The sequence below is a fragment of the Kribbella sp. CA-245084 genome, from assembly GCF_050942355.1.
Taxonomy (GTDB): domain Bacteria; phylum Actinomycetota; class Actinomycetes; order Propionibacteriales; family Kribbellaceae; genus Kribbella.
The window spans coordinates 4264664-4290690 of the sequence record NZ_CP192053.1 but is presented as its reverse complement, the minus strand read 5'-3'; the positions used below and the strand labels follow the sequence as shown (position 1 = coordinate 4290690).

Sequence of the window (26027 nt, the reverse complement as noted above, 5' to 3'; positions counted from 1 at the left end):
GCCGCGTATCGGCGCTGGCCTACCGGGGGATCCCGCTGCAGTCGGCGTACTGCGGGGCGAAGCACGCGATCCAGGGGTTCCATGACTCGTTGCGTTGCGAACTCATGCACGACAAGTCGAACGTGCACGTGACGATGGTGCAGATGCCGGCCGTCAATACGCCGCAGTTCTCCTGGGTGCTCTCCCGCCTGCCAAAGCACCCGCAACCGGTCCCGCCGATCTTCCAGCCCGAGGTCGCCGCGGACGCCGTCGTGTACGCCGCGGATCATCCGGGCCGGCGTGAATACTGGGTCGGCGCCCCGACGGCCGCCACCCTGATCACGAACAAGTTCGCTGCCGGACTGCCGGACCGCTACCTGGCCCGGACCGGGTACAAGGCGCAGCAGACCGACGAGCCGGCCGAGAAGCCGGCGAATCTGTGGGCTCCTGCCGACGAAGACCGCGACTACGGGGCGCACGGCGTGTTCGACGACCGCTCGACGAGCCGCAGCTACCAGGTCTGGGCCTCGCGCCACCGAGGCGTGGTCGGCGCACTCGCCGCCGGCGCGGCCGCCGCGACCGTCTACTTCACCCGCAGCCAGCGGGCTGAAGGCTGATCTTGGAATCGGGTGGGGGCCCAATAGCGGTCGTTGGTGCTGACAGAGGGTAGGATGGATTCTCGATCGCGCAATTCAGGAGCGGTGAATTCTGAGCCGTGTTCCTGGGGGACCTTCTGGGCGGCCCACTGCATGTCACTGCGTGGCGTCTCGCCGGCGGTTCGGGTCCTGGTGCGGTCTGGCGTTCCGCCACGGCTCCGTCGTGGCATGACACAGGAGGAAAGTTGGCCCGACGAGGTCAGCGCCAGCCCGGCGCTACCCGTTCCGCTCCCCGTCGCCGGCGTCGTGTCCGCGACGGTGAGTCAGACGGTCTGATCCAGGTCCTCGCACAGGCGGTGCGCGAGGTCGAAGGCGCGGTCACCCGCGGCGCGATCAAGCCGTCGACCCGGACGAAGTTCCAGGTCGTCGCCCTGCTGGTCCGCGAGGAGCGGTCCCGGGTGAACGGCGCAGAATCCGCGACCGAGGCGTACCGCACCGAGCAGCTCCGGCGGCTCGACGGCATCGCGACGATCCTGGCCAAGACGGCCGCGATGGACCCGACGCTCCTCGGTCTGCTGGCCGAGGACGCGGTGATCTCGGAGGCCGCGGGCGCTCTCCGGCGGCAGATGCTCGAGGATGCCGGCATGGAGCTGCCGGAGGAGCCGGAGCCGGTGCAGCCGGTCGCTCCCCCGGACACCCAGACCCGGCGGGTGGTGCCCCAGGCGGTCGTGTCCCGGCAGCTCGCCAACCCGTTCCTGGCCCCGGACTTCTCCAGCGCTCCGTCGCGCCCGGTGCGTACCAGCCGGCTGGCGGGCTGGGAGCTCATCGGGCCGCTGCTGCGATCGTTCGAGCACGCCGGCGCCTCGGCCAGTATGAAGCTGCCCGACCCGACCTCGCTCCAGCTGTCCGGCGGCATCGACGCACTGCGCCTGCGCGGTCTCGAGCTGATGCCGCACCAGGCCGGCGTGATCGCCGCCGCGGCCGCCGGGCACCGGACGTTCCTCCTCGCCGACGAGCCGGGTCTCGGCAAGACCGCCCAGGCCCTGCTCGCCGCCCAGGCGGCTGAGGCCTACCCGCTGCTCGCCGTCGTCCCGAACGTCGTGAAGACGAACTGGGCGCGCGAGGCCAACCTGTGGACACCCCGCCGTACGCCGACCGTCATCCACGGCGACGGTGACACGATCGACGGCTTCGCCGACATCGTCGTGGTGAACTACGAGGTCCTCGACCGGCACGTCGGCTGGCTCGGCGACCTCGGCTTCCGCGGCATGGTCGTCGACGAGGCGCACTTCATCAAGAACAAGAAGTCGCAGCGGTCACGCAACGTGCTCGACCTGTCGAACCGGATCCGCAACCGCACGGTCCGCCCGCTGCTGATGGCGTTGACCGGTACGCCGCTGATCAACTCGATCGAGGACTTCACCGCGATCTGGGAGTACCTCGGCTGGGTCGACGAGAAGGCACCGCGCGCCGAGCTGATGGAGAAGCTCGACGACACCGATCTGACCCCGGCCGACCCGGGCTTCTCCGCCTCCGCGCGGGCAAGCGTGATCGACATGGGTATCGTCCGCCGCCGCAAGGTGGACGTGGCCGCGGACATCCCGGCCCGCCGGATCGCCGACCTGCCGGTCGAGCTGGACGGCGCTGTCGGCCGCTCGATCCGGGCCGCCGAGCGTGAGCTCGCCGACCGGCTCGTCGCGCGGTACAACACCGCGCTCGAGACCCGCCGTTCCGGCATCGTCGTGGACGGTATCGACCACGACCTGGTCCGCCAGGTGGCCGGCTGGGAGCGGGCCGAGATGGCGACCAAGAAGACCGGCGAGAACGTGTTCAGCCTGTTCCGCCGGATCGGGCAGGCCAAGGCCGGCCTGGCCGCCGACTACGCGGCCCAGCTCGCGCAGAACGTCGGCAAGGTGGTGTTCTTCGCCCGGCACATCGAGGTGATGGACGCCGCCGAGGAGCTGTTCGCCGAGCGCGGCATCCAGTTCTCGTCGATCCGCGGCGACCAGACCACACGGACCCGGCAGAAGAACATCGACGCCTTCGTCAAGGATCCCGACGTGTCGATCGCGGTCTGCTCGCTGCTGACCGCGGGCGTCGGCCTGAACCTGCAGGTCGCCTCGAACGTCGTGCTCGCCGAGCTGTCCTGGACGAATGCCGAGCAGACGCAGGCGATCGACCGGGTGCACCGGATCGGCCAGGACGAGCCGGTCACCGCGTGGCGGATCATCGCCGCGCAGACGATCGACACCCGGATCGCCGACCTGATCGACGCCAAGGCCGGCCTGGCAGCCAAGGCGCTGGACGGGTCCGACGAGGAGGTGGGCGCCTCCGCCGACTTCCAGCTCGAGGCTCTCGCCGCCCTCCTCACCCAGGCCCTGGAAGCTGCTGCCTGATCTAGCCTGACAGCTCGCCCACCGGCAACTCGACGTCCACCTTGTTGGTTGCCGGGGCGAGCGGACAGGTCCATTCGGGGCTGTACGCGCAGGACGGGTTGTAGGCGAAGTTCAGGTCGACGACGAGCCTGCCGGCGCGCAGGTCGCCGCCGAGGTCGGCGCCCTTGACGGTGTCGATCAGGTAGCGGCCGCCGCCGTACGTCGATCTGCCGGCGAGCGCGTCCTTGAGCGGGACGAAGATGCCGCCGCCGTACGACTCGAGCCACCAGACGTCGAGGTCTCCGACCGCCGGCAGGTGCAGTACGCCGATCAGCGAGAACGGGATCACGCCATCGGTGGCCGACTCGAACTCCCACCGATCCGGCTTCACGTCCGTGTCGATCACCGCGTCGAAGCGCAGCTCCGGGCGATACTCCCCCACCCGCGCGCCGCCGTACGCCGCACGTTCGTCCTCCGGCACCGGTGAGGCGGGATGATGCATGAGCAGGTCGTCCCGGCCGGCCTGCCACAGTGCGTGTCCGGCGGCCGGATCGCTTTCAGAGCGGACGGACTGGTACAGCGCAAACACGCGCCGGCGCCAGTTGGCGACAGCCAGTGCGGGTGCTGCGAATTCCACGATGTCTCCTGTTAGCTCTTGAGGGCTTCGGCGGACTTGGCCCAGTTGCTGTGCAGGCGGTCCAGGTACGACTGGGCTTGCGAGCCGGCCTTCCGGCCGCGGGCGAAGATCCGCATGTTGCCGCCGCCGGCGTTGTAGCCGAGGGCAAGCAATTCGTCCTTGGTGTACAGGTCCGCGCGCTTGCTGGGCAAGCGTTTGGCCAGGTCGTGCAGGTGCCACGCGGCGGCCTCGATCGCAAGCGCTGGGTTGTCCGGCAGTTCCTCCCACTTCCGCTTGGCGAAGTCCCGCCCGCGTTTGGTCTCGTCGAACGCGGGCTTGTGCATGTTGGCGATCCCGAACGCCGGGTCCGAGTCGACCTCGGCCCACTGCCGCTCGAACTTCGGGTCGTGCGGCTTGTAGTCCTCGTTGTACAAGATTGCCATCAGCAACTGTGGGTTGATCCCCGCCTGCTTGGCGTACCCACGGACCTCGGGAGCGAAACGGGCCGGGTCGTAGTCGTCGTACCACGGCTTCGCGGTCGTCGTGGTCGTCGCGGCCGGAGTCGGCTTCGGCTTGGCTGCCGTCGGCTGGGTCTTCGGCGCGGACGTGGGCTTGGTGTCGTGGTCCGAGCACGCCGCCCAGACCCCCACCAGAAGGACCCCGACGGCCACCCATGACCAGCGTTTCGCCACCTGCACGCCCCCAACTTAGCCGTACGGCGAAGCCCGGCTGTCCAAGGAACGCAACTTTTGCACCAACTGGGACAGATCGGTGCCGGGGCGGGCACAAGGGCCGCATGATGTGTCCACGGCAGCCGGGTGGTCCGGAGGGGGGCCACCCTCTGCCGTTCAATAGAGGAACACGCAGATGACCCTCATCGACCCGACCCAGGACAGCGCCGCCTCGGCGTTCGCCCACCTTGCGGTCGAGTTGCACGACGCGACCGGGGTCGAGGAGACCGTCGACGCCGTCGTCCAGTTCGCGCTCCAGGCGCTCAGGTGCACGTACGCCGGTATCGCGCTGTCTGCGCGTGGTTCGCGCCCGGAGATCGCCGCGGTCACCGACCCCGTCGTCGCCGAGGTCTACCAACTCCAGCTCGGTAAACAGGACGGTCCGCTGGTGACCGCGATGCGGGAACGGCACCCGGTGCTCATCCGGGACACGCTCGCGGACGACCGCTGGCCGGAGTGGGCGGCGCGGGTTGCGGCGCTCGGGGTCCGCAGCGTTCTCGACGTACCGCTGGCCACCAGCAGGACGGTCGGCGTACTCGGGCTGTACAGCCCGGAGCCGGACGCGTTCGCGGCCGATGACGAGGCGGTCGCGCACATCCTCGCCCGGCACGCGTCGGTCGCGGTGGCCTCCGCCCGGCACGAGGCGACGATGGCGCAGGCGATCGACGCCCGCAAGCTCGTCGGTCAGGCGATGGGCATCCTGATGGAACGCTTCGACATCGACGGCGACCGGGCCTTCGCCGTACTGAAGCGGTACTCGCAGGACACCAACACCAAGCTGCGTGACGTCGCTCAGCAGCTGATCGACACCCGCAAGCTGCCCTAGCGGGTCAGCGTGGTGCTCGGCAGCTCGCCGTACTGCTCGAGGTACGCCGCCGCCATCCGGCCGTGATGGTGGAAGCCCCAGCGAACCGCGATCTCGGCGACGGTGCGCTCGGCCGGATCGGCGGCCAGCAACTCCGAACGGACCTCGGCCAGCCGGAGCCGGCGGAGCTCGCCGAGCGGCGTCGCGCCGGCGTGCCGCTGGAACGCCGTCTGAACCGCCCGGACGGTGACACCGGCAGCGGCCGCGATATCGGCGATCGTGATGGCCTGATCGAGGTTCGACTCCATGAAGGCCAGCGCCCGCCGGACTGTGTTCGGCCGCGGGTCGACGCTGCCTCGCTCGGCCATCGCGGTGTTCGGGAAGGCGGCGAGCACGCTCGAGGCGAGCAACTGCGAGACGGACGCGCGCACCAACGGCGAGGCCTGTACGGCGGGATTGGACAGCTGATCACTCAGGTACGCGATCGTCCTGGACAGCTGGCGCGCCGCCGGACGCGAGTACGGCCGGTGGGACAGCAGCCGGACCGGCGAATCGTCCTTGCGGCCGGCGCCCGCGACCCGGGTGAGCAGCACCGGATCGAACATCGTGATGGTGTACGACGACCGGCAGACCCTGCCGGAGTACGGCCGGTCCGGAGGCGTGAACCAGACCAGGTCCCCGGGCCCGAAGTCGTCCGTCCACCCGTCGGTGGCGTGATCCTCGATGCTGCCGGAGACCACCTCGCACAGGCAGATCTTGCCGAGCGGATCGGCGTCGTAGCTCATCTCGAAGCCGATCTCGAGCCGGTCGATGCTGATCGAGTCCGCGGCAGCCCGCGAGATCCGCGTGCTCACGTCCTTCGCGCTGCCACCGATCTGCATCTTGGTGTAGGCGCGATTGAGGAACTCCTCCGTCCTGGCGAGGTCCCGGCTCTCGAAAAGCATCGATTCCATCGGCCCATAGTGCATGCCGTCCGGGCAGTTCACCACACGCGCGTGGCCTCCGTTTCAGCACGAAACGGAGGCCACGCGTTTGCTTCAAACGGGTGTTACTTGCCCTGGAGGACGTCGAACAGATGCGTGTGGTCGTTGGTGCCGAGAACCGCGTCGGCGCCCGGGCCGTTGGCCCAGACCGGGACGACCGCACCGGTGTGCTGCTGGCTCGGCGGCACGGCCACCGGGGCCTTGCCGTCGCCGCCGAAACCGGCGGTGCCATAGGTCAGGGTCAGCGTCTGGCCGTCCTTGGTGGTCAGGTTGGTCGACCAGCCGGTCGGCAGGCCCGAGCCGGAGGCGTCCTCGCCGACGATCTGGCTGGTGTGCGCGTGGTCGGCGGTGACGACGACCAGCGTGTCCGGGTGCGTCTTCTGGTAGTTCAGCGCGACGCCGATGGCCCGGTCAAACGCGACGGTCTCACCGATCTGGCCGCAGGCGTTGGTGGCGTGGTCCTGCTTGTCGATCGAGGCGCCCTCGACCTGCAGGAAGAAGCCCTTCTTGTTCTCCAGCAGGCTGATCGCCTTCGACGTCATGTCCGACAGGCTCGGCTCGTTGGACGGACGCTGGTTCTCCTTGCAGGACTGGGCCGCGGCGCCCTTGCCGAGGGCGGCGGTCGGACCGCTCCATTCCAGCGACATGTTGCTGCTGGTGAACAGGCCGAGCACCGGCTTGTTGTCCTTGACCGACTTCAGACCGGCGGCGTCCGTGACGTATTGGATGCCCTTGGCCTTGGCCTGGTCGACGACCGTCTTGCCGGCGTACGGACCACCGGTGAGCTGCTGCTCGAAGCGGGCGCGACCGCCGCCGAGCAGTACGTCGATCTTGTGGTCGACCTCCTGCTCCGCGATCGAGCCGAGACCGCCGGCCGCCTTGGTCTCCTTCGGGCAGGCGGCCATGTCGGCCGGGCCCTGGCAACCGCGCAGCGACATGTGCGAGGCGAGCACCGCCGGTGTCGCGTCGGTGATCTCCGCGGTGGAGACGTTGCCGACCTTCAGGCCGCGCTTCTGCGCCAACTCCAGGACCGTCTGGTAGTTCGTGCCCGGGACGTTGTCGGCGCTGCTCGGACCCTGCGAGATCCGCTCGTCGATCGTCTTCTTGCCGGTCGCCCAGCTCGAGCCGGTGGAGGCCGAGTCGGGGTCGTAGTCCGGCTTGTACGGCGGCTTGGCGGCGGACTTCACCGACCACGTCGTGTCGAAGCCGGTGTAGCGGGCCCGGTCGACGTTGAGCTTGTTCTGGACGCCCTGGTAGTAGCGCGCCGCGGTGATCTCCTGGGTGCCCATACCGTCACCGAGGAAGAAGATCACGTTCTTCGGCCCACGCTGCGGCTGGTGCGACGCGGACCCGGCAGCGGAGTCGTCGCCGCGGGCCGTGTCGAACGCTCCGCTGGCGGCGGCCGAGGCCATCCCTGCCGCGGCAATCACCGAGGCCGCTGCGAAGGCAGCCACAAAAGCCTTTTTCCTGATCATTCCGGGCCTTTCTCGTAGGTCAAGACAGCTGGAACCTAGGGGCTGCCGCCGGACGTGAGGTGACCAGGACGTGGCCGCCAGGTGACGCCACGTGGCGTGAAGCTGAGAAGACACTGAGTGGCGACAGGATCGGAAAGCGCTTGCTAGAGTGGCCGGGTGATCTACGAGCTGAACCACGTCGGCGGCCGGGTGCAGGACCTCGACGCGAGCCTGTCGTTCTACGACGGTCTCGGTGCGGAGGTGGTCGACCGGTTGTTCATGTCCAACTCACGCGTTCATCGGGTGCATGTCCAGATCGCCACCGGCCTGGTCGAGCTGCTCCACCCCGAGGAGTCCGACCCGCAGGCGACGTACGGGCTGAATCATGTCGGCTTCATGACCGACGATCTCGACGGCGACTACGCGCGGCTGATGGCGCTCGGGTACGGCGAGATCTCGTCGCCCCGGGTCGCGGGCAGCGGTCAGGGCCGGCTCGCGTTCCTGTCCGATCCGAACGGCGTACGCGTCGAGCTGCTGCAGCGCTCGGAGGAGTTCCGCGTCCCGCCGATCACCGCCGGCCCGGTGCACGGTCTGTCGTACGTCGCCTTGGCCGCGCCCGACCTCGACGCGGCGATCGAGTTCTACGGCACGCAGCTCGGCATGGAGCGCGTCGCCGATGACACGTTCCGGATCGGCGCCGACGCGGTCAAGCTCGTTCCTGACGCCGCGTCGTCGATTGACCACCTCGGCCTCGCCGCGGCGGAGCCAGGCGCCGACGTACAGGATCCGGACGGCAACCGCGTGGTCTTCCTGCCTGCCGCTTAACCGCCTGCGACCCGCTCGATGACGGGCCGCCACGACTCCAGCGGTGCGACCTCGAGTCCGACGACCTTGCCTGCATCGTCGGCTCGCCGCAACGCGACCGCCGCAGCGAACTCGGGATCGCCCCGGAATGTACGGACCTCGTCCTCCGACATCGCGCCACCCTGAGCGACCAAGGTACGGCGACTCGAGGCGGACAGCCGCTCCGCATGAACCGTGTCCGTTGCCACCAGGTATCGCTTGGCGACCACGTGCAGCTCCACGAGTCGCCCGACCCGCTCCCCCAACAGACCTCGTACTGCGTCCGCGCCGTGCCGGCCATGACCTGCGTCATCCCCCGGCCGCAGCAGGTGTCCGACGTCGTGCACGAGTCCGGCGACCTGGAGCTCCTCGTCGTCCGGGAAGTCGCGGCGCAACAGCTCGGCGCATTGGCGGTCGTGGTCGAGGATGTCGACCGGATCGCCGCTGCGGTCGGGCATGTCCCATGCGTCCTCGCAGTCGGCGAGCAGGTTCATCAGGTCATCGACGGTTCTGATCGACATGCCGTGGAGCGTAGGCAGCCCAGGTGAACGGTCGCCTTTAGCCTTGGGCAATGTTCGACTACGACGCGGAGATGCGGTTCTATCGCCCGCGGTTGCGCGAGGCGTGCGGCGTACGCGACGGGGATCGGGTGCTCGACGTCGGTTGCGGCGGCGGGCAGACGACGCGAGATGCGGCGGCTGATGCTGGGCAGGTGCTCGGGGTCGATGTCTCCGAGCGGATGCTCGAGCACGCTCGCCGTCAGCCGATGCCGAACGTGGATTACCTCCTGGCCGACGCTGCGACGTACGACTTCGAGTCGTTCGACCTGATCATCAGCCGGTTCGGTGTGATGTTCTTCGATGATCTGATCGGCGCGTTCACCAATCTGCGGCGTGCGTTGCGTCCGGGTGGCCGGCTGGTGGTGCTGGTCTGGCAGCCGCGGGCGGAGAACGAGTGGGCGCGGGTGATTCCGGAAGCCATCGGCGGGACGTACCGCGACGAGTCGGCGTTCGCGCTCGGTGCGGAGGACGTGACGCGGGAGATTCTGACCTCTGCGGGGTTCGCTGATCCGACGTTCACGGCTGTCCATGAACCGCTCTACTACGGCGCGGACGTTGAGACGGCGTACGCGAATGTCCTCCGGCTCCGGGAGCCGCAGGCGCTCCTCGCAGAGCTCGATCCGGCGGCCGCCGAGCGTGCGGAGGCGGCTCTGCGCGCGATGCTCGCAGCGCACGACACCGGGGACGGCGTCCTCTTCGATTCGGCTGCGTGGATCATCACCACGGAGTGACGTGGGTCACATCATGACCTGTCGCATTTGCCCGACCCTGCTCGACGCACAGGCATAACCAACCGAACAAGGAGCATCAGATGCGTACCCTCATCACCACCGCGTTCGTCTCTCTCGATGGTGTCGTCGAGGCTCCGGGCGGCGAGCCGGGCTACCGGAACTCGGGCTGGACGTTCAAGGACATCCCGTTCGACGAGGCGGCGTACCAGCTCAAGGGCACCGAGCAGGACGAGGCGACCGCACTGCTGCTCGGCCGGGTCAGCTACCAGGCGTTCGCGCCGGTCTGGCCGGGCATGACGGTCGAGTTCGCTGGCTACAACGCGATGCCGAAGTACGTCGTGTCGACCACGCTGCAGGACAGCGACCTGGTGACGAACTGGGGCGAGACCACCATCCTGCGCTCACTCGACGACGTCGCCGCACTGAAGGAGACCGACGGCGGCCCGATCATCATCAACGGCAGCGCCACCCTCAACCGCAACCTCTCCGACGCCGGCCTCATCGACCGCTACCACCTGCTCGTCTTCCCCGTCCTCCTCGGCGCCGGCAAACGCCTCTTCAGCGAAGCCGACCGCGACAAACTCTCCCTCACCCTCACCGACAGCGCCGCCTACCCAAACGGCATCCAAAAACTCGTCTACACCGTGAACAACTAACCCCTGTACTACGGTTCGGCCATGGGTGTTCTGGGGAGACGCGGGGACGACCACTACATGCCCGACTCGGGCATCCTCGTGGTGCTGGACGTACGGGATTCGATGGACCACGAGGAGACATCCGACAACGAAGCGCATCCGGTCGGCTCGATCGGCCGCTCGGGGAATGGATGGCTGTACGTCGCAGGCGGGGACGGCCCTTGCGTAGTACAACTGCAAGCGCACGACGACCCGCCGAGCGACGAGGGCTTGGATGCGTGGGCAGACCTCGTCGAGGTGCCGTACCAGAGTCCGTCCGGCACCGTCGCGCTGAGCGACCTGATGGGCGGCCCCGGCGAAGATCACCTGAAGCTCGGTGATCCGGGTCTGTACCGCGTCCGGCTGGCACACCGGCCCTTGCCGCCGACTCCCCCGCCGGACGACGAGGACGACCTTCAACCGACCGACGTCTGGCACTTGGACTTCTGGCCGGTCACCGACGTGGCGGAGCCGCCGCGATGGATTCGCCGGTCCAGGCCGCCGGTCTGGGCGCCGGATCCGGGCTGGGGTTCGGTGCTCGGGTTCCAGGAGATCGAGGTCGCGAACGTGATCGAGTGGTTCGGGAGGCCCGACGGTCTGCGCGTCGACGAGATCGACGCGTGGGGCGCCGACCACCACCGCGGCGCAGACTGGCTCGACCAGCCACTCCGCCAAGGTCCTCCGTCGCGGCCTGAGTGGCCGAGCCTCGCGGAGCTCGCCGGCCAGGTCGACGTACCCGAGCCGACCACCCGCCGCGAGCTGCTACCGCTCTACATCGCACTTCGCATGGTCAGCTTCGACGGCTTGCGATACCGGGCGGTCGAGCACCCGCCGTCAGCTGAGGATGTGGTCCAACTCCCGGCGCAGGCCGTCACGTTCCTCAAGGCTTCCCGGGCAGTCAAGCAGTACACCGGCTATGCCGCCGACATCGTGTCCGTGGCGCTCTGGGGTGGCACCGAACAGACCGTCGCCTCGCTCGCCGAGCGGACCTGCGCGTCGGAGGACGACGTACGAGCGACTCTCGAGTACGCCGAATCGCGCGGCCTGCTGCAGATCGACCGGACCGGCGACAACCTGTCCTTGACGGTACGGACCCGGCGCCATGCCCGCTGAAACCCCTGAGGACTATCTGCGGCGGGTCGATGCCGTGCTTGGTGGGGTGATTGATGATGTGGTTGGGGCTGTGGGGGTGCCGTTGTCGGTGAGTCGGGATAGTGGGGTTCCGGATCTGCCGGCTGAGCATTATGGCGTGCTGGTGCGGGCGATTGTCGGGCAGAACATTTCGAATGTGGCTGCTCAGGCCATCTTCGGGCGGATTGTCGAGCGGTACGGCGGGCGTACGCCGACGCCGGAGGAGTTGCTGGCCGACGAACCGGATGCGCTGCGGACCGCGGTGGGGTTGTCGCGGGCGAAGACTGCCTCGTTGCGGTCGTTGGCGGAGCATGTGATCTCGGGTGAGCTGGAGTTGGAGCGGCTGCCGGAGCTTCCGGACGACGAGGTCGTCGCTCAGCTCACCGCGATCAAAGGGATCGGGCGGTGGACGGCGGAGATCTTCCTGATCTTCCATCTGCTCCGGCCGGATGTGCTCGCGGTCGGCGACCTCGAGATCCGCCGGACCGTCGAAGCGGCGTACAAGCTCTCCGAGCTGCCCAAGCCCGCCGAGGTCGAGCAGTTGGGTGAGGCGTGGCGGCCGCAGCGGACGCTGGCCGGGATGTACCTCTGGCGCTGGCGGGCGGTCCAGCGCGGCGGGGCATGATGTGACCGTGAGGGACATCGTCGCGCTTGCTCGCGAGTGGCTGGGGTACGAGTCGTTGCGGCCGGGGCAGGAGGACGCCGTACGGGCGGTGCTCGACGGGCGGGACACGCTGGCCGTGCTCGCAACCGGGACAGGCAAGACGGCGATCTATCAGCTCGCGGGCCTGGCTCTCGGCGGGGTGACCGTGGTGGTCAGCCCGCTGGTGGCGTTGCAGCGGGATCAGTTGCGGGCGTTGGCGAAGCATCCTGCCGGTGTCGAGGTCGCCGAGCTGAATGCGACCGATCGCGCCGGCGGGCGTGCGGCTCGTGAGCTGCTCATGGACGGGCGGCCGGGGTTCGTGCTGATGTCGCCGGAGCAGTTGACGCATGCCGACGTACTCGAACTGCTGGCGAAGTCCCGGCCCCGGTTGCTTGCGGTGGACGAGGCGCATCTGGTGAGCGAGTGGGGCGAGGACTTCCGGCCCGACTACCTCCGGCTGGCGGCCGCGATCAAGGCGATGGGACGGCCACCGGTGCTCGCGCTGACCGCGACGGCTGCCCCGCCGGTGCGCAAGCAGATCGCGCATCGCCTCGAGCTGGACGATCCGGCAGTCGTCGTCGGCGGCTTCGACCGGCCGAACCTCAACCTCGCCGTGTTCGCCTTCGCCGACGACGACACCAAGAACCGCCGTCTGCTCAGCCATGTCCGGTCGTCCCGCGGTCCGGGCATCGTGTACGTCGCCACGCACCGCCACGCCGAGGATCTGGCGTCCGATCTCAACACCGCGGGCGTGTCCGCGCAGGCGTACCACGCCGGGCTGTCGGCCAAGCAGCGCCGCGAGGTTCAGGACACCTTCCTCGCAGGCGACTGCCGCATCGTAGTGGCGACGATCGCGTTCGGGATGGGGATCGACAAGCCCGACATCCGCTGGGTGAGTCACGCCGAGGCGCCGGCTTCGATCGACGCGTACTACCAGGAGATCGGCCGCGCGGGCCGCGACGGCGAACCGGCCGACATCGAGCTGTTCTTCCGGCACGCCGACCTCGGCCTGAACCGCTTCTTCGCCTCCGGCGGCGTGACCGACGAGGATCTCGTCGCCGTCGCGACCGCCATCGACGAGCACCGGCCCGCGAACATCGCCGAGCTCACCGCCGCGACGCACCTCAGCACGGCCCGCGTCGAGCGCGCCCTCGGCCGGCTGACCGACGCCCGGGTCGTTGCCATCGGCCACCAGTTTCACCTGGCCCGCCGCGTCGACGTCGACAAGGCCGTCGCGGCGGCTTCGGCGGTCGAGCACGATCGGCGTGAGGTCGCCAAGTCCCGGGTCGAGATGATGTCGACGTACGCGGAGTACGGCGGCTGCCGGCGCGAGTGGCTGCTGAGCTATTTCGGCGAGCACTACGAGGGTCCGTGCGGCAACTGCGACAACGACCTGGCCGGCCGTACGGCGGCTCCGCCCGAGGAGGAGCCGTTCCCGATCGGCAGCCGGGTGAAGCACCGCAAGTTCGGCGCCGGTCTGGTCGAGCACTACGACGGTACGACGATGACCGTCCTGTTCGACCGCGTCGGCTACAAGGAACTCCGCACCGCGTTCATGATCCACAACCAACTACTAGAGGCCGAATGATCGACGTACGTCCGGCCACCGTCTTCGAGGACGTCCGCGCGGTCATCGGCCCCAAGGCGCCGACCTCCACCGTGTGCTTCTGCCTGAGCTACCGCATCCCGTCGAAGCTCAACAACGAGCTCAAGGGTCAGGCGCGCGCCGAGTACGTCGCCGAGCTCTGCAAGGAGAAGCCCGCGCCCGGGGTCCTCGCGTACGACGCAGACACGCCGGTCGGCTGGGCTGCGATCGCGCCGCGCGCGGCGACGAGCTTCGCCCGCAACCGGAAGATCCCGCACGTCGACGACCTGCCGGTCTGGTCCCTATGGTGCATCCGCGTCCGTCCGGGCCATCGCGGTCAGGGCATCTCGCACGCGCTGATCGCCGGCGCTGTCGACTTCGCCCGGACGAACGGCGCCCCGGTCGTGGAGGCCTATCCCCTGGACAACGGCGACAGCAAGGTCGACCTGACGATGGCGTACGCCGGCCTCCGCAAGAACTTCGAACAGGCCGGCTTCACCAAGTCCGCCGACACCACCTCCACCCTGGCCGGCCACTCCCGCATCCTGATGCGCCTCGTCATCCGCTGAGGGCGAACGACAGCAGCGTGATGCTGTGTGCCGGGAACTCGTAGGTCGGCTCGGGAAGGTCGACGATGCCGAGGTCGCGGAGTGCGACGGCGTCCGGGTTGCTGAGGGTGTTGGAAGCTAGTACGTCGTCTGCGCCCAACTGTTTCACGGCGGCCCGCGACGGCAGCGTGTCTCGACGGCCGTCGAGCGTGAGGTCGGCGCGGATCGCCGTGTCCCGGTGGCGGTTGATCACGGCGAGTTGGACCGCGCGGCCATCCGTGGTCGCTGACACGTCGAGGTCGGGAACGGTCGACGGCCGCGTCCGGAAGTCGCCGCGGTGGTCGCGTTCATCGCCTTGTCGTACTGCGGCGAGACGGCTGGACGAACGCACATCGGCGGCGAGCGCCACCGGGCCGAGGTAATTCTGGTACAGGTCCCACACGTGGTACGTCGCCGCTCGGACGGCACCACCCGGCCGGGCGACGACAACGCCGTTGGCGTTGAGCAGGTTGACGGTGTTGGCCATCGTCACGGGGATTTCGCGGCCGGCGGCACGATGCAGCGCGTGGAAGACACCTGCGTAGAACAGCGCGTCAGCGAGGGTGCGCGGGCTCCACCGGTTGACGCGATGCGCCGGGTACGTCGGCAGGCCGTCGACGTCACGCGCCACGGTCCCGCCGTCGTCCGAGGGGTGCGGGACGGGCCAGCTCGCGGGCTCGACGTGGCGGATGTTCCATTCGTCCAGCGCGAGGCCGATCGGGCGTCGCGCGATCCCCGCGACCAGGTCGGAGTACTCGACGATCTGCTGCTCGAAATAGAGCGACTGGGCAACGATCTCGTCGTACTCCGTTGCGCCGTCGACCAACTGGGTCGTCGCGCCGTAGAGGTGGAACGACAGGTAGTCGATCTGGTTGCCGACAGCACCTAGCACTGTCTTCGTCCAGTCGTAGTCGGAGTTTCCGACGGCGATGAACTTCAGGCCCGGGTCGACGGCTCGCATGAAGCGGGCGTGCTCGGCGGCGTCGGCGGCGTACGCCTCGGCGGTCCGGTGGCCCATCTGCCAGTCGCCGTACACTTCGTTGCCCAGTCCCCAGTACTTCACGCCGTACGGCGGGCGCCCGCGCTTGCGGGTGTACTCCGTGTCGCCGCCGTAGTTCGTGTACTCGACCCAGCGCACCGCCTCGTCGACATCGCGGCAGCTGTGCGCGAGGTACGGCTCCGTGCCGACCTCGGCGCACCAGGTCAGGAACTCGTCCGTGCCGAAGCGGTTGTCCTCCTCCGAGCCCCACGCCAACTCGAGCCGCCGCGGACGCGCCGAGCGCGGGCCGATCCCGTCCTCCCAGTGGTACGCCGACGTGAAGTTGCCGCCGGGCCAACGGACGACCGGGAGCCCGAGCTCCTGGCAGAGCTTGATCACGTCCGTCCGCAGACCGCTGCGTACGTCGTCCCCGCCGTACGCCAGCGGTGAACCCTCGTCGAAGACACCGCCTTGGATGTTGCCGAAGAAGGCCGACTCCAGGAAATGCCCGTAGATCATCGGGTCGATCGAGTGGCGCTGGTCGCGGCGGATGTTGATCTCGGCGGGCTGGGTCACGGGCGAGATGCCTCCTGATCGAGTGCGCTGAGCGCGGTGTCGTAGCTCTTGCCGCCGACCTCGAACATCGACGTCATCCAGTGGTAGAAGTTGTCGCCGCGGCCCCGGAGTACGTCGTACAGACGGGTCGTCAGCTCACGGCGTACTGCGGCGAGCTCGGGATGCTGGTAGCGGTTGTGGAGCTCGTCCGGATCGGCCGAGAGGTCGTACAGCTCGTTGACGTCGGCCGGATTGATGACGAGCTTGTAGCGGTCGGTACGGATCATCCGCTGCGGGTACGGGAAATGATGGCCGTGGAATTCGGCGACAACCTCCGTCGGCCAGTCGTCCGGCCGCTCGCCGTTGATCAAAGGCAGCAGCGAGCGACCTTGGTAGTGCTCGGGCGGCTCGACGTCGGCCAACTCGAGGAACGTCGGCGTCAGGTCGGTCAGTGTCGCAAAGGAGTCCTCCACGCGGGCCGGTAGACCGGGGACCTTGGCGATCAGCGGGACGCGGTAGATGTCGTCGTACATCGCCGGGCCCTTGTCGTGCAGGCGATGCGCGCCGGTGAACTCCCCGTGGTCGGCGGTGAACAATACGGCGGTGTCGTCGGCGAGGCCGAGCTCGTCGACAACTGCGAGGATGCGGCCGATCTGCTCGTCGATCAGCGTGACGTAGCCCCAGTACGCCGCGACGAGCTCGCGCCAGCGGTCCGGGCCGATGCTGTCGTACGTCCAGTGCGACGAGTAGTGCTGCTGCACGCGCGGCTTGCCGGCGAACGTTTCGGCGACGGACGCAGGGAGCTCGACCTGCGCGGCGTCGTACCGGAAGTAGTAGTCCTCGGGCAGCAGATACGGGAGGTGCGGGCCGAACCAGTTGCAGGTGAGGTAGAACGGGCGGCCGTCGGCGAAGCGGCGGAGTTGCTCGATGGTGCGCTCGGCGAGGAAGTACTCGAACGTCGCCTCGACGGGCTGCTCGAGGACGCCGGCGAGAAGGTTGCCCGGTTCACCGTTGGCGAAGGTGCCGCGGACCGGGTTGCGGACGCTGAACTGCGGGTAGCCGTGCTCGGCCAGGTAGCTGAGGTAGTCGGGGTGATCGACGGCGTTGCCCCAGCCCGGGTAGTGCTCGCCGTCGTACCCGAAGTCGCGCGGGCCCTTGTCCTTGCCGACGTGCCACTTGCCGACGTGGCCCAGTTGGTAGTCGGTGAGGTAGTGGGAGAAGACGGGGAAGGTGTCGCCGAGTTCTTCGCGGTAGCCGACGTTGCGTTCGTAGTTCGCGAGGAGAGTGTGGCGGTACGGGAGTACTCCGGTTTGCAGGGTGGCGCGGGCCGGCGTACAGATCGCTGTCGGGGTGAAGCCGTTGGTGAAGCGGGTGCCGGATGCGGCGAGCGCGTCAAGGTTGGGTGTCTCGCAGATTTGGTTGCCGTAGCACCCTAATGTGTCGACGCGGTGCTGGTCGGTCATCAGGAACAGGATGTTCTTCGCCACTCGGCCTCCTCGGGTGGGTTGGTGAGCACGAGGGCGATCCCGCCGCGGGCGGCCGCGTCGTACCCCAGCTCTGCTTGCGCGACGCGCAGGCTGCGGTGGACCTGCGTATGGGTGTATCCGCGGAGGGCTGCGCGGAGTGGGCGGAACAGCTCCTCCCCTGCGCCGGTCAGCTCACCACCGACGACGACCACCTCCGGGTTGACGGTGTTGCAGGCGGAGGCCAGGACCTCGCCGACTCGAGTCGCGACGTCGGTGATCGCGCTGCGGCTGAGGTTGTCGAAGCCGCCGTGGGCGTCGACCAGGTTCGAGAGGTAGAGCTCGAGACATCCGCGCCCGCCACACGAGCACGGCGGCCCGTCCCGGTCGACGCTGATATGCCCCAACTCCCCGGCCGCTCCCCCGGCACCCGCCAGCAGTCGCCCACCCAGCACAAGCCCACCACCCACGCCGTACGAGAGCCGCAGATAAAGGACGCTCTCCGCCCCGGTCCCCGCACCCCACGTAGCCTCCGCCAGCGCCGCCAGCCGAGTGTTGTTGTCCACAAACAGCCGTACGCCGAACCGCGCGCCCAGCGCCTCACGCACCAGCCCGGCCCGCTCCGACGGAACCGGCCCAACGATCCCTACTCCAAGCCCGGCGAGCGAGGTCAGGGAGATCTCACCCCGGGTCGTCAGCTCGTCCACCAGCTCGACCGCCAGCTGGACCCGACGGGCCCAAGGCGTGCGTTCAGCGCAAGCGATCCCCTCGGTCGCGACGATCTCGTGCGCAACGTTGGCAACAGTCACCTGAATCCGCCGATGCCCCAGATCCATCCCCACGGCGAGTCCCCCGCCGGGATTCAACATCACCACGGAAACGGGCCGCCCCCGCCCCCTGGCCCCGCCTGCGTCACCCCGCACATCGCGATCCGCGCCGGCGGCCCCTCCCGCCTCTTCTCCCGCACCCCGCGCAGCGGGGTGCGCCGGCCGCTCGGTGATGGCCTGCTTGGTGAGGAGGGTTCGGATGATGGAGGACAGGGTTGCCCGGGAGAGCCCCGTCTGCTCGGTCAATTGGGCGCGCGTGAGCGGACCCTGGGTGCGCAGGGCGGTGAGGACTCGCTCCTCGTGAGTCTCCCGGAGTAGCCGGAGCGGTCCCGTCGATTCACTGCCCACAGGATCTGACTCTGGACGGTGTGGCGTATTTTTGTCAACAGTCCGAATTTAATAAACTGAGCCGTATGCCGCCCAACGTCCTGCTCATCTGCACCGACCAGCAACGGTTCTCGGCACTGGGTGCCTACGGCAACGACGAGATCGAGACGCCGAACCTCGACCGCCTCGCCGCGCAAGGCGTGCTCTTCGAGAACTGCTACGTCCAGAGCCCGGTCTGCGCCCCTTCCCGCGCGAGCCTGATGACCGGCCGGTACGTCCACGCCCACGGCCTCTGGGCGAACGGCGTCGGCCTGCCCGACCACGAGCGCCTGTTCAGCAAGGACCTGGCCGACGCCGGCTACGACTGCGGCCTGGTCGGCAAGTTCCACCTGAACGCCTGCTTCGGCGGCCGGTCCGAGAAACGCCTCGACGACGGCTTCCGCGTCTTCCGCTGGGCACACGACCCGTACCCGGGCTCCTCCGAGAACCAGTACCACCGCTGGCTCCGCACGCTCCGCCCCGACCTGGCCGGCGCCGAGGGTATGACCGTCGACTACGACACCCTCCCGACCGACCTGCACTACAGCCGGTGGATCGGCAACCAGACCGTCGACTTCCTCACCCACTCCCGCGATCGCGACAAGCCCTTCCTGTTCATCGCGAACTTCTTCGACCCCCACCACGGCTTCGGCGCCCCCGACGACTACGTACGCCGGTACCGCGACAAGCAACTGTCCCGCCCCATCCCCGACGACCTCGCGAGCAAGCCCCCGATCCAGACCGAGGCCTCGAAGGCGTCGTATGCCGGACACGCGCGCGGCTACACGTCGTACTCCCCCGAAGAACTCCAAGAGGTCAAGGCTGCGTACTACGCGATGGTCACGCTCGTGGACGACGAAGTCGGCCGGATCCTCGACGCGCTCGACGCACAAGGGCTCAGCGACGACACGCTGGTCATCTTCACCAGCGACCACGGCGAGATGCTCGGCGATCACCAGCTGATGCTCAAGGGCCCGATGATGTACGAGCAGGCGGTCCGCGTTCCGCTCATCCTCCGCTGGCCCGCCGCGATCAAGCCCGGCATGCGCTGCCCCGAGCTGGTCCAATGGATCGACCTCGCGCCGACCATCCTCACCGCGGCCGGACTGCAGCCTCGCGGCCAGGGCCAAGACCTGTTGCCCTTGGCCACTAATCGGCAGACCGGTCGCGGCTGGGCGCTGAGCGAGTACCGCAACAGCGGCCACCCGTACGATCCACCCGTCCACCTCACCATGCTTCGCCGCGCCCAGTGGAAGCTCGTCGTACAACACGCGACCTCCCGCGAGCGCACAGGCGAGCTGTACGACCTGACCGCCGACCCCGACGAGCAACAGAACCTCTGGGACGATCCCCTGCACCGCGACATCCGCACCGACCTGCAGGAGTTCCTCCTCGACGTCCTGGTCGCCACCGAGGACCGCAGTCAGGAACGCATCGCCGACTGGTAATTCGATGGCGACGGCACCCGCCGGAGCTGTACCGTTCCCGGCGAACGTGACTTCACACGAGGAGGTGAGCACCATGCGCGAGGTATCGAGATGGGTGCTCCCTCTCACCGTCACGGAGCGGCGACCGAAGTAGGTGTCGCCAGGAGCGCCAACACGTAGGCACTCCTGGAAAGGCACGATCATGACTACTTCTTTGCAGTTCATCAGCACCGCCACCACGAACGGCGTCCTCGAACGCGAGTTCACCCTCGGCGACGTCCACGGCATGCTCTGGTCACCCGCAGGCGTCGGCCAGGCTCCCTTGGTCCTCCTCGGCCACGGCGGCGGGCGCGACAGCAAGGCCGCCCCGATGGTCGGCCGGGCTCAGTTGCTCACCGCAGCCGGATTCCACGCCGTGTCGATCGACGCACCCGGCCACGGCGACCGGCCGCGGACAGCGCGAGACGAGCGTGAAACCGTCGCGATGCAGCACGCGATGGAGGTCGGCGAACCGGTCGGCCCGATCGTGGTCCCGTACAACCTGCACCTGGCCGAGCGCGCCGTACCCGAATGGCAGGCAACCCTCGACGCGCTCGAGCAGCTCCCCGGGATCGCCGGCCCGTTCGGGTACTTCGGCCTCAACATGGGCACGGCCATCGGCATACCGCTGACGGCTGTCGATCCGCGGATCACCGCCGCGGTGTTCGGCATCTTCTGGTACGACGAGACGCTCGCCGAGCATGCCCGTCGGATCAAGGTGCCGGTCGAGTTCGCGCTGCAATGGGACGACCAGCACATCCCGAGGCAATCCGGGATGGCGTTGTTCGACGCGTTCGCGTCAACGGAGAAGAGCCTGCACGCCAACGCGGGCGCTCACAAAGAGGTGCCGCGCTTCGAGGCCGACAGCATGGTGCGGTTCTTCACTCGTCACCTGCGTTAGGCGGTGAAGCGTTGCTCGAAGGTGTCGAGGAAGCCTTCGACGAAGCGGTAGGCGTCTGAGCTGTAGGCGCCGATACTCCGCTCCGCCTCGAGGGCCTCCCGCATCGCGTCCAGGTACCGCCGCTGCAGGACGGCCATCTGTTCGCGCGTGTCCGGTTTGGTGTCCCGGAGCTGCCGGCTCCCGGACACCAGCCGGGGCACGATCCGTTCCTTCAGCGCGCTGACCGCCTCCGGATCGAGCGGTTCGCCGTCGACGGTCTGCTCCTCCAGCGGTCCGAGTGCGTCGATCGCCGCCTCGCCGATCTGCCGCATCAGCGCCGTCACGGAGTCGCGCTTCTCCTCGGCGCTCTCCGGGCGGAACCGCATCCGCGCGATCACCGCGGGCAGCGTGAGCCCGAAGCCCACGAGCGTGATCAGCGCGACGATGAACGCGGCGAGTACGACGGTCGCGCGGTGCGGCGTACCGGCCGGAATGGTCTGGGCAGCGGCGACCGTGACGACTCCGCGCATCCCGGCCCAGGCGAGCACGAGCATGCCGCGACCAGTGATCGGCTCCCGCTCCTCGAAGTCCGCGTCCGCCTGGCCGCGGGCCAGCCGTTTGCGGGCCCAGGCGAGCCGGTTCTCCTCCCGCTCCCCCGACGGCTCCATCGCGTCCAGGTGTTCCTCGAACTGGCTCAGCTTGGCCCGGGTCTGCTCGGTCCGATTGCTCGACCCGAACCGGAACTGCAGCGCGGGCCACGCCAACCCGAGGAACCGCAACGCAATCAGCAGACCGACCACCAGCAGCACGAGCGCCGTGATCTCACCGACCGTCGTCTCCGCACGCGCGTCGTTGACGAGTTCCGGCAGCTGGTAACCCATCGCAAGGAAGACGCCGCTCTCCAGGATGAAGCTGATCGTCGTCCACGTGGTCGCCTGCGTCTGCCGGTCCCGCGCGCTGAACCTCCGGCTCCCCACCGCGCCGGTCAGCAGACCGGCCATCACCACGGCGAGTACGCCGGAAGCGCCCACCTCCTCGGCCGGGAAGTACGCGAGGAACGGTACGGCGAACGAGATCGTCGTGTTCAGCACCGGATCGTCGAGCCGCTGGCGCAACAGAGCCGTGAGCAGACCGACAACCAGCCCGATCAGCACCGCGCCGACGACCGCCCAGGCGAAGTCGAGGATCGTGTCGCCGAGGCTGAAGTGCGTCGTCACGGCGAGCGCGGCGACCGCCGTACGCAGAACGACGAGCGCCGACGCGTCGTTGACGAGACTCTCACCTTCGAGCACGGTCATCAGGCGTGGCGGCAGCCCGGCCCGGTGCCCGATCGCCGTCGCCGCGACCGCGTCGGTCGGGCTGACCACGGCGCCGAGCGCGGTCGCCAGCGCGAACGAGATGCTCGGGAACAACGCGTGCACCAGCGCCCCGATCGCCAGCGCGGACACGATCACCATCACGACCGACAACCACGAGATCAGCGCGACGTTCCGCCGTACGTCGAGAACCGGTAGCTGGACCGCCGACGCATAGAGCAGCGGCGGGAGGACGCCCGCGAGGATGATCTCGGGCTCGAGGTGGATCGCCGGCGTACTCGGCAGGTAGCTCGCGCCGATCCCCAGCGCGACCAGCAGCAACGGCGCCGCCACCCCGGTCCGCCGCGCGAACACCGACGCCGCGATCATGATCGCGAGCCCCGCACCGGCAATCAGAACGAACTGGTGGTCCACGCGACGGCAGTCTAGATCCCGCGACCGGCTCGCCAGGGTAATGACCAGTGATTCTCACTGGTGTCATCGCGGTCCTCAGGCGGCAGATTAGGCGTCAACGAATCAAGAACATCTCTGGAGGAAGACATGAGCAACACCGACCTGAAGCTCGAGGCCGTCGTCATCCCGGTTGCGGACACCGACCGGTCGAAGGAGTTCTACACCGGGCTCGGGTGGCGGCTCGACGCCGACTTCGCGTTCGACAACGGGTTCCGCGTCGTCCAGTTCACGCCGCCGGGCTCGCCGGCCTCGGTCCAGTTCGGCACGAACATCACCTCGGCCGCCCCCGGTACGGCGCAGGGGCTCTACCTGGTTGTCACCGACGTCGAGGCGGCACGGTCGGACCTGCTCGCGCACGGCGCCAAGGTCAGCGAGGTCTTCCACCCGGGCGCGCCCGGTGCGCAGTTCGAGGTCACGGACGGGAACGGGCGGGTGGACGGGCCTGCGGACGAGAGCGCGAGCTACAGCTCGTTCGCGACGTTCAGCGACCCCGACGGCAACACCTGGCTGCTGCAGGAGGTCACGACGCGACTGCCCGGGCGGGTCGAGGAGACGACGTACATGACGGTCCAGGACCTCGAGGCCGCTCTGACGCGCGCAGCCGCCGCCCACGGCGAGCACGAGGCCCGCACCGGTGAAGCGGACGCGAACTGGCCAGCGTGGTACGCCGCCTACATGTTCGCGGAAGGCACCGGCACCGAGCTTCCGCAGTAGCTGACACGAGAAGTGTCCATGGAGGTCCCTAGCCTGCCCTTATGAACCGGATCGATCGGCTGTACGCCCTCGCCGAGGAACTACGGGCAGCAGGGCCGAGAGGACGTACGGCGCGGCAGCTGGCGGCCCGTTTCGAGGTCAGCGTCAGGACGATCGAGCGCGATCTGAGCGCGCTCGGTCAGGCCGGGGTACCGCTGGCAACGAAGCAGGGCCGCACGGGCGGGTACAGCGTGGATCGGGCGATGAGCCTGCCGCCGCTCAACTTCACCGCGCGTGAGGCGATGGCTGTCGCTGTCGCCCTGAGCGGCAGCGACCACGTGCTGTTCGCCCGTGACTCCCGGACGGCGCTGCAGAAGATTGTCGCCGCCATGCCGAAGCATGCCCTCGACGAGGCGCGCACCGCGGCAGCGAAGATCCGGCTGCTGATCCGGCCGACACCTGATCCGGACGGCGACGTCGCCGAGCAGATCTGGCGCGCCGTACGCGACAACCAGGTGCTGCGGATCTTCTACACCGATGGCGACGGTGTGGAAACCGTCCGCGAGGTCGAGCCTCAACACTGGGTCGTCGGTCCGAAGGGCTCCTACCTGACGGCCTGGTGCCATCTACGCCGGGAGGACCGGGTCTTCCGGATGGACCGCATCACGAAGGCCGAGCGCACGCCGATACTGCCGCACCGACCGCAGGCGACCGGCGACCTGCACGTCGACGGCTTCGAGACCAAACTGCCGGCCGTCGCCCTGCATCCCGAGGATCTTTTTCCAACTCCGACATAGGGCTGTCGCGAACCGCTGAAACCGTGGGCTCTACCGAAACAGTTCGACGAAGGAGAGATCCCATGACGAATCCCGCCGCCGGCACGCTGGCCTGGTTCGAGGTCGCGAGCGACGACCCGGACGGTGCGCAGAAGTTCTACGGCAACCTGTTCGACTGGACGTTCGAGTCGTCCGGCAGCCTCACCTCGGGCGGCCTGGACTACCGCAACATCACCGCCGCCGGCGCACAGCAGCCGATGGGCGGCATCTTCGGTACGGGCGGCCAACTGCCGAACCACGCCGTCTTCTACATCCTCGTCGCCGACCTCGAAGCCACCTGCGCCCAGGCGGAACAACTCGGCGGCACGCTCATCAGCAAGAACACCGACCCCGCCCCCGGCACCCCCGCCTTCGCCTACCTCCGCGACCCGTCCGGCAACCAGTTCGGCATCTTCACCCCACCCGCCGCCTAGCGCCAGGCGGGGTGAAGCCAGGCCTGGCGGTCTGTCAAGACCGCCAGGCGTCCGCCGTCGACCGGGAGCGTCGCGCCGTGGATCAGCGATGCTTCGTCGGAGGCCAGGAAGACGATGCCGGCGGCAACCTCTTCCGGCCGGCCCACTCGCTGCAGCGGGGTCGTTCCGGCCAGACCGTCGAGGTTGTCGCCCATCACGGCGGTGCCTTCAGTGCGCGTCGGTCCGGGGCTGACGGCGTTCACCCGGACACCAGCCGCACCGAACTCGGCCGCCCAGGCCCTCGTCAGCAACTCCACGGCCGCCTTGCTCGAGCCGTACGCCGCCATGCCCGCCATGCCGAAGTACGCCACCATCGTCGTGACATTGACGATCGCGCCGGATCCCCGGGCCGCCATCAACGGGGCGAGCTCGGCGACCAGGTAGAACGGCGCGCGCACGTTCACGGCGTACACCGCGTCGAAGTCGCTCTCCGCCACCTCGGCCGTCGGCCCGAACGGGAAGATCCCGGCGTTGTTGACCAGTACGTCGACGTGCCCGCCGCCGAGCTCGATCGCCTGCTTCGCCAGCGACCGCACGTCCTCCAGCTGGGCCAGGTCGGCCCGGACGAAGTCCGCCGTACCGCCGTCCGCCCGGATCTCCTCGACTGCCTTCGTACCGCGCGCGACGTCCCGCCCGCTGATCACGACGTGCGCGCCACGTCGTGCGAGCCGGTCGGCCACGGCCCGGCCGATACCGCTGTTGCCGCCGGTCACGAGCGCGGTCCGGCCGGCGAAGTCCTGCGTCATATCCGTTCCCCATCCACTTGTTGGAGTGATTGCTCCAATAGTTCGCCAGGCAAATTGGAGTATCAACTCCAAAATCGCTACCGTGGACACGTGACGACACAGCGACTGACGAGGAAGGGCCAGGCGACCCGCGACCGGATCGTCGCGGCCGCGGCACGGCTGATGATCGAGCAGGGCGTCGCCCGCACCACGATCGAGGACATCCAGGCCGCCGCCGGCGTCAGCCCGTCGCAGCTCTACCACTACTTCCCCGGCAAGGACGCGCTGGTGTCGGCGGTCATCGAGCAGCAGACCACGCAGGTCCTCGAGATCCAGCACAGCGGCCTGGGCAGCCTCGACAGCATCGACTCCCTCACGAACTGGCGGGATCTGATGGTCGGCATCCTGACCGACGTGCAGTGTGCCGGCGGCTGCCCGCTCGGTTCGCTGGCCAGCGATCTGTCCGAGAGCGACCCGGTCGCCCGGATCCAGCTCGCCGGCGCCTTCGAACAGTGGGAGGGGCTGATCCGCGACGGCCTCGTCCAGATGCAGGAGCGTGGCGAACTCGCCGCGGACGCGGACCCGGCCGACCTCGCGGTCGCGATGCTGGCGGCCGTGCAAGGCGGCCTGCTGCTGAGCCAGGTACGTCGTGATCCCGCGCCGCTGCGGATCGCCGTCGACACGATGATCGACCATCTGCACGCCTTGACCCGTTAGTAGGGT

26 protein-coding genes are annotated in these 26027 nt (G+C 68.7%); 16 read left to right on the top strand and 10 right to left on the bottom strand.

Features of this window, described 5'->3' with window-relative positions; translation table 11 throughout:
• Nucleotides 1-89 precede the first annotated feature (89 nt).
• Together ACQPYH_RS20585 and ACQPYH_RS20580 are read left to right on the top strand one after the other, a co-directional pair.
• Nucleotides 90-596, top strand: coding sequence for a hypothetical protein (locus ACQPYH_RS20585; RefSeq protein ID WP_432893688.1), 507 nt, complete (start codon nt 90-92; stop codon nt 594-596).
• A 224-nt stretch (nt 597-820) separates the two neighbouring features.
• Complete coding sequence (locus ACQPYH_RS20580) at nt 821-2971, top strand: DEAD/DEAH box helicase (protein ID WP_432893686.1); 2151 nt, start codon at nt 821-823, stop codon at nt 2969-2971.
• Nucleotide 2972: 1 nt separating this feature from the next.
• On the opposite strand, the gene ACQPYH_RS20575 is transcribed toward ACQPYH_RS20580, so the two are convergent.
• Together ACQPYH_RS20575 and ACQPYH_RS20570 are read right to left on the bottom strand one after the other, a co-directional pair.
• On the bottom strand, nt 2973-3587 hold the full coding sequence (locus tag ACQPYH_RS20575) for a DUF1684 domain-containing protein (RefSeq protein WP_432893684.1): 615 nt from the start codon (nt 3585-3587) through the stop codon (nt 2973-2975).
• Nucleotides 3588-3598: 11 nt separating this feature from the next.
• Complete coding sequence (locus ACQPYH_RS20570) at nt 3599-4264, bottom strand: transglycosylase SLT domain-containing protein (protein WP_432893682.1); 666 nt, start codon at nt 4262-4264, stop codon at nt 3599-3601.
• A 169-nt stretch (nt 4265-4433) separates the two neighbouring features.
• On the opposite strand from ACQPYH_RS20570, the gene ACQPYH_RS20565 reads away from it, so the two are divergent.
• Entirely contained in the window at nt 4434-5123 is a 690-nt protein-coding gene (locus ACQPYH_RS20565) for a GAF and ANTAR domain-containing protein (protein WP_432893680.1), read from the top strand.
• Here the strand turns inward: ACQPYH_RS20565 and ACQPYH_RS20560 are convergent.
• Nucleotides 5120-6055 (bottom strand): AraC family transcriptional regulator, encoded by a 936-nt coding sequence (locus ACQPYH_RS20560; RefSeq protein WP_432893678.1) that lies wholly within the window; start codon nt 6053-6055, stop codon nt 5120-5122. The genes ACQPYH_RS20565 and ACQPYH_RS20560 overlap by 4 nt on opposite strands.
• A gap of 95 nt (nt 6056-6150) precedes the next feature.
• Entirely contained in the window at nt 6151-7539 is a 1389-nt protein-coding gene (locus tag ACQPYH_RS20555) for an alkaline phosphatase (protein ID WP_432893676.1), read from the bottom strand.
• Nucleotides 7540-7716: 177 nt separating this feature from the next.
• Here ACQPYH_RS20555 and ACQPYH_RS20550 point away from each other — a divergent pair, with 177 nt between their 5' ends.
• Nucleotides 7717-8364: a VOC family protein gene (locus ACQPYH_RS20550; protein ID WP_432893674.1), complete on the top strand. Its 648-nt coding sequence runs from the start codon at nt 7717-7719 to the stop codon at nt 8362-8364.
• Here the strand turns inward: ACQPYH_RS20550 and ACQPYH_RS20545 are convergent.
• Nucleotides 8361-8903 (bottom strand): HD domain-containing protein, encoded by a 543-nt coding sequence (locus tag ACQPYH_RS20545; RefSeq protein WP_432893672.1) that lies wholly within the window; start codon nt 8901-8903, stop codon nt 8361-8363. The two genes, ACQPYH_RS20550 and ACQPYH_RS20545, sit on opposite strands and share 4 nt — an antisense overlap.
• A gap of 50 nt (nt 8904-8953) precedes the next feature.
• Here ACQPYH_RS20545 and ACQPYH_RS20540 point away from each other — a divergent pair, with 50 nt between their 5' ends.
• From ACQPYH_RS20540 to ACQPYH_RS20515, 6 genes are all read left to right on the top strand, one after another.
• Nucleotides 8954-9673: a class I SAM-dependent methyltransferase gene (locus ACQPYH_RS20540; protein ID WP_432893670.1), complete on the top strand. Its 720-nt coding sequence runs from the start codon at nt 8954-8956 to the stop codon at nt 9671-9673.
• A gap of 80 nt (nt 9674-9753) precedes the next feature.
• Nucleotides 9754-10329 carry a dihydrofolate reductase family protein gene (locus ACQPYH_RS20535; protein ID WP_432893668.1) on the top strand — a complete coding sequence of 192 codons (576 nt, stop codon included), beginning with the start codon at nt 9754-9756 and terminating at the stop codon, nt 10327-10329.
• 21 nt (nt 10330-10350) lie between these two features.
• Complete coding sequence (locus tag ACQPYH_RS20530) at nt 10351-11460, top strand: DUF6042 family protein (RefSeq protein WP_432893666.1); 1110 nt, start codon at nt 10351-10353, stop codon at nt 11458-11460.
• Nucleotides 11450-12103 carry a DNA-3-methyladenine glycosylase family protein gene (locus tag ACQPYH_RS20525; protein WP_432893664.1) on the top strand — a complete coding sequence of 218 codons (654 nt, stop codon included), beginning with the start codon at nt 11450-11452 and terminating at the stop codon, nt 12101-12103. The genes ACQPYH_RS20530 and ACQPYH_RS20525 overlap by 11 nt, the downstream gene beginning before the upstream one ends.
• Before the next feature lie 7 nt (nt 12104-12110).
• Nucleotides 12111-13709, top strand: coding sequence for a RecQ family ATP-dependent DNA helicase (locus ACQPYH_RS20520; protein ID WP_432893662.1), 1599 nt, complete (start codon nt 12111-12113; stop codon nt 13707-13709).
• The gene (locus ACQPYH_RS20515) at nt 13706-14275 is read left to right on the top strand and encodes a GNAT family N-acetyltransferase (protein ID WP_432893660.1); all 570 of its coding nucleotides are present in this window, start codon (nt 13706-13708) and stop codon (nt 14273-14275) included. The genes ACQPYH_RS20520 and ACQPYH_RS20515 overlap by 4 nt, the downstream gene beginning before the upstream one ends.
• Here the strand turns inward: ACQPYH_RS20515 and ACQPYH_RS20510 are convergent.
• Genes ACQPYH_RS20510 through ACQPYH_RS20500 form a run of 3 tightly spaced genes read right to left on the bottom strand, consistent with a single transcriptional unit; the run spans nt 14265 to nt 18126 of the window.
• On the bottom strand, nt 14265-15848 hold the full coding sequence (locus ACQPYH_RS20510; RefSeq protein WP_432893657.1) for an alpha-L-arabinofuranosidase C-terminal domain-containing protein: 1584 nt from the start codon (nt 15846-15848) through the stop codon (nt 14265-14267). The two genes, ACQPYH_RS20515 and ACQPYH_RS20510, sit on opposite strands and share 11 nt — an antisense overlap.
• A complete protein-coding gene (locus tag ACQPYH_RS20505; protein ID WP_432893654.1) occupies nt 15845-17314 on the bottom strand; it encodes a sulfatase-like hydrolase/transferase in 1470 nt (489 codons plus the stop codon). Before ACQPYH_RS20505 ends, ACQPYH_RS20510 begins: the two co-directional genes overlap by 4 nt.
• Nucleotides 17290-18126 carry an ROK family protein gene (locus tag ACQPYH_RS20500; RefSeq protein WP_432894439.1) on the bottom strand — a complete coding sequence of 279 codons (837 nt, stop codon included), beginning with the start codon at nt 18124-18126 and terminating at the stop codon, nt 17290-17292. The genes ACQPYH_RS20505 and ACQPYH_RS20500 overlap by 25 nt, the downstream gene beginning before the upstream one ends.
• 404 nt (nt 18127-18530) lie before the next feature.
• Here ACQPYH_RS20500 and ACQPYH_RS20495 point away from each other — a divergent pair, with 404 nt between their 5' ends.
• Together ACQPYH_RS20495 and ACQPYH_RS20490 are read left to right on the top strand one after the other, a co-directional pair.
• The gene (locus ACQPYH_RS20495) at nt 18531-19931 is read left to right on the top strand and encodes a sulfatase family protein (RefSeq protein WP_432893651.1); all 1401 of its coding nucleotides are present in this window, start codon (nt 18531-18533) and stop codon (nt 19929-19931) included.
• 181 nt (nt 19932-20112) lie between these two features.
• Nucleotides 20113-20850 carry a dienelactone hydrolase family protein gene (locus ACQPYH_RS20490; protein WP_432893648.1) on the top strand — a complete coding sequence of 246 codons (738 nt, stop codon included), beginning with the start codon at nt 20113-20115 and terminating at the stop codon, nt 20848-20850.
• Here the strand turns inward: ACQPYH_RS20490 and ACQPYH_RS20485 are convergent.
• A complete protein-coding gene (locus ACQPYH_RS20485) occupies nt 20847-22559 on the bottom strand; it encodes a cation:proton antiporter (protein WP_432893645.1) in 1713 nt (570 codons plus the stop codon). The two genes, ACQPYH_RS20490 and ACQPYH_RS20485, sit on opposite strands and share 4 nt — an antisense overlap.
• A gap of 126 nt (nt 22560-22685) precedes the next feature.
• On the opposite strand from ACQPYH_RS20485, the gene ACQPYH_RS20480 reads away from it, so the two are divergent.
• The 3 genes from ACQPYH_RS20480 to ACQPYH_RS20470 all read left to right on the top strand — a co-directional run bounded on the left by ACQPYH_RS20480 (nt 22686) and on the right by ACQPYH_RS20470 (nt 24540).
• Nucleotides 22686-23312, top strand: a complete 627-nt coding sequence (locus ACQPYH_RS20480) for a VOC family protein (protein WP_432893642.1) — start codon at nt 22686-22688, stop codon at nt 23310-23312.
• Nucleotides 23313-23353: 41 nt separating this feature from the next.
• Nucleotides 23354-24088, top strand: coding sequence for a helix-turn-helix transcriptional regulator (locus ACQPYH_RS20475; RefSeq protein ID WP_432893639.1), 735 nt, complete (start codon nt 23354-23356; stop codon nt 24086-24088).
• Nucleotides 24089-24150: 62 nt separating this feature from the next.
• Complete coding sequence (locus ACQPYH_RS20470) at nt 24151-24540, top strand: VOC family protein (protein ID WP_432893636.1); 390 nt, start codon at nt 24151-24153, stop codon at nt 24538-24540.
• Here the strand turns inward: ACQPYH_RS20470 and ACQPYH_RS20465 are convergent.
• On the bottom strand, nt 24537-25325 hold the full coding sequence (locus ACQPYH_RS20465; RefSeq protein ID WP_432893633.1) for an SDR family NAD(P)-dependent oxidoreductase: 789 nt from the start codon (nt 25323-25325) through the stop codon (nt 24537-24539). The genes ACQPYH_RS20470 and ACQPYH_RS20465 overlap by 4 nt on opposite strands.
• A 90-nt stretch (nt 25326-25415) precedes the next feature.
• Between ACQPYH_RS20465 and ACQPYH_RS20460 the strand changes: the two genes are divergently transcribed.
• The gene (locus ACQPYH_RS20460; protein ID WP_432893630.1) at nt 25416-26021 is read left to right on the top strand and encodes a TetR/AcrR family transcriptional regulator; all 606 of its coding nucleotides are present in this window, start codon (nt 25416-25418) and stop codon (nt 26019-26021) included.
• Nucleotides 26022-26027 lie beyond the last annotated feature (6 nt).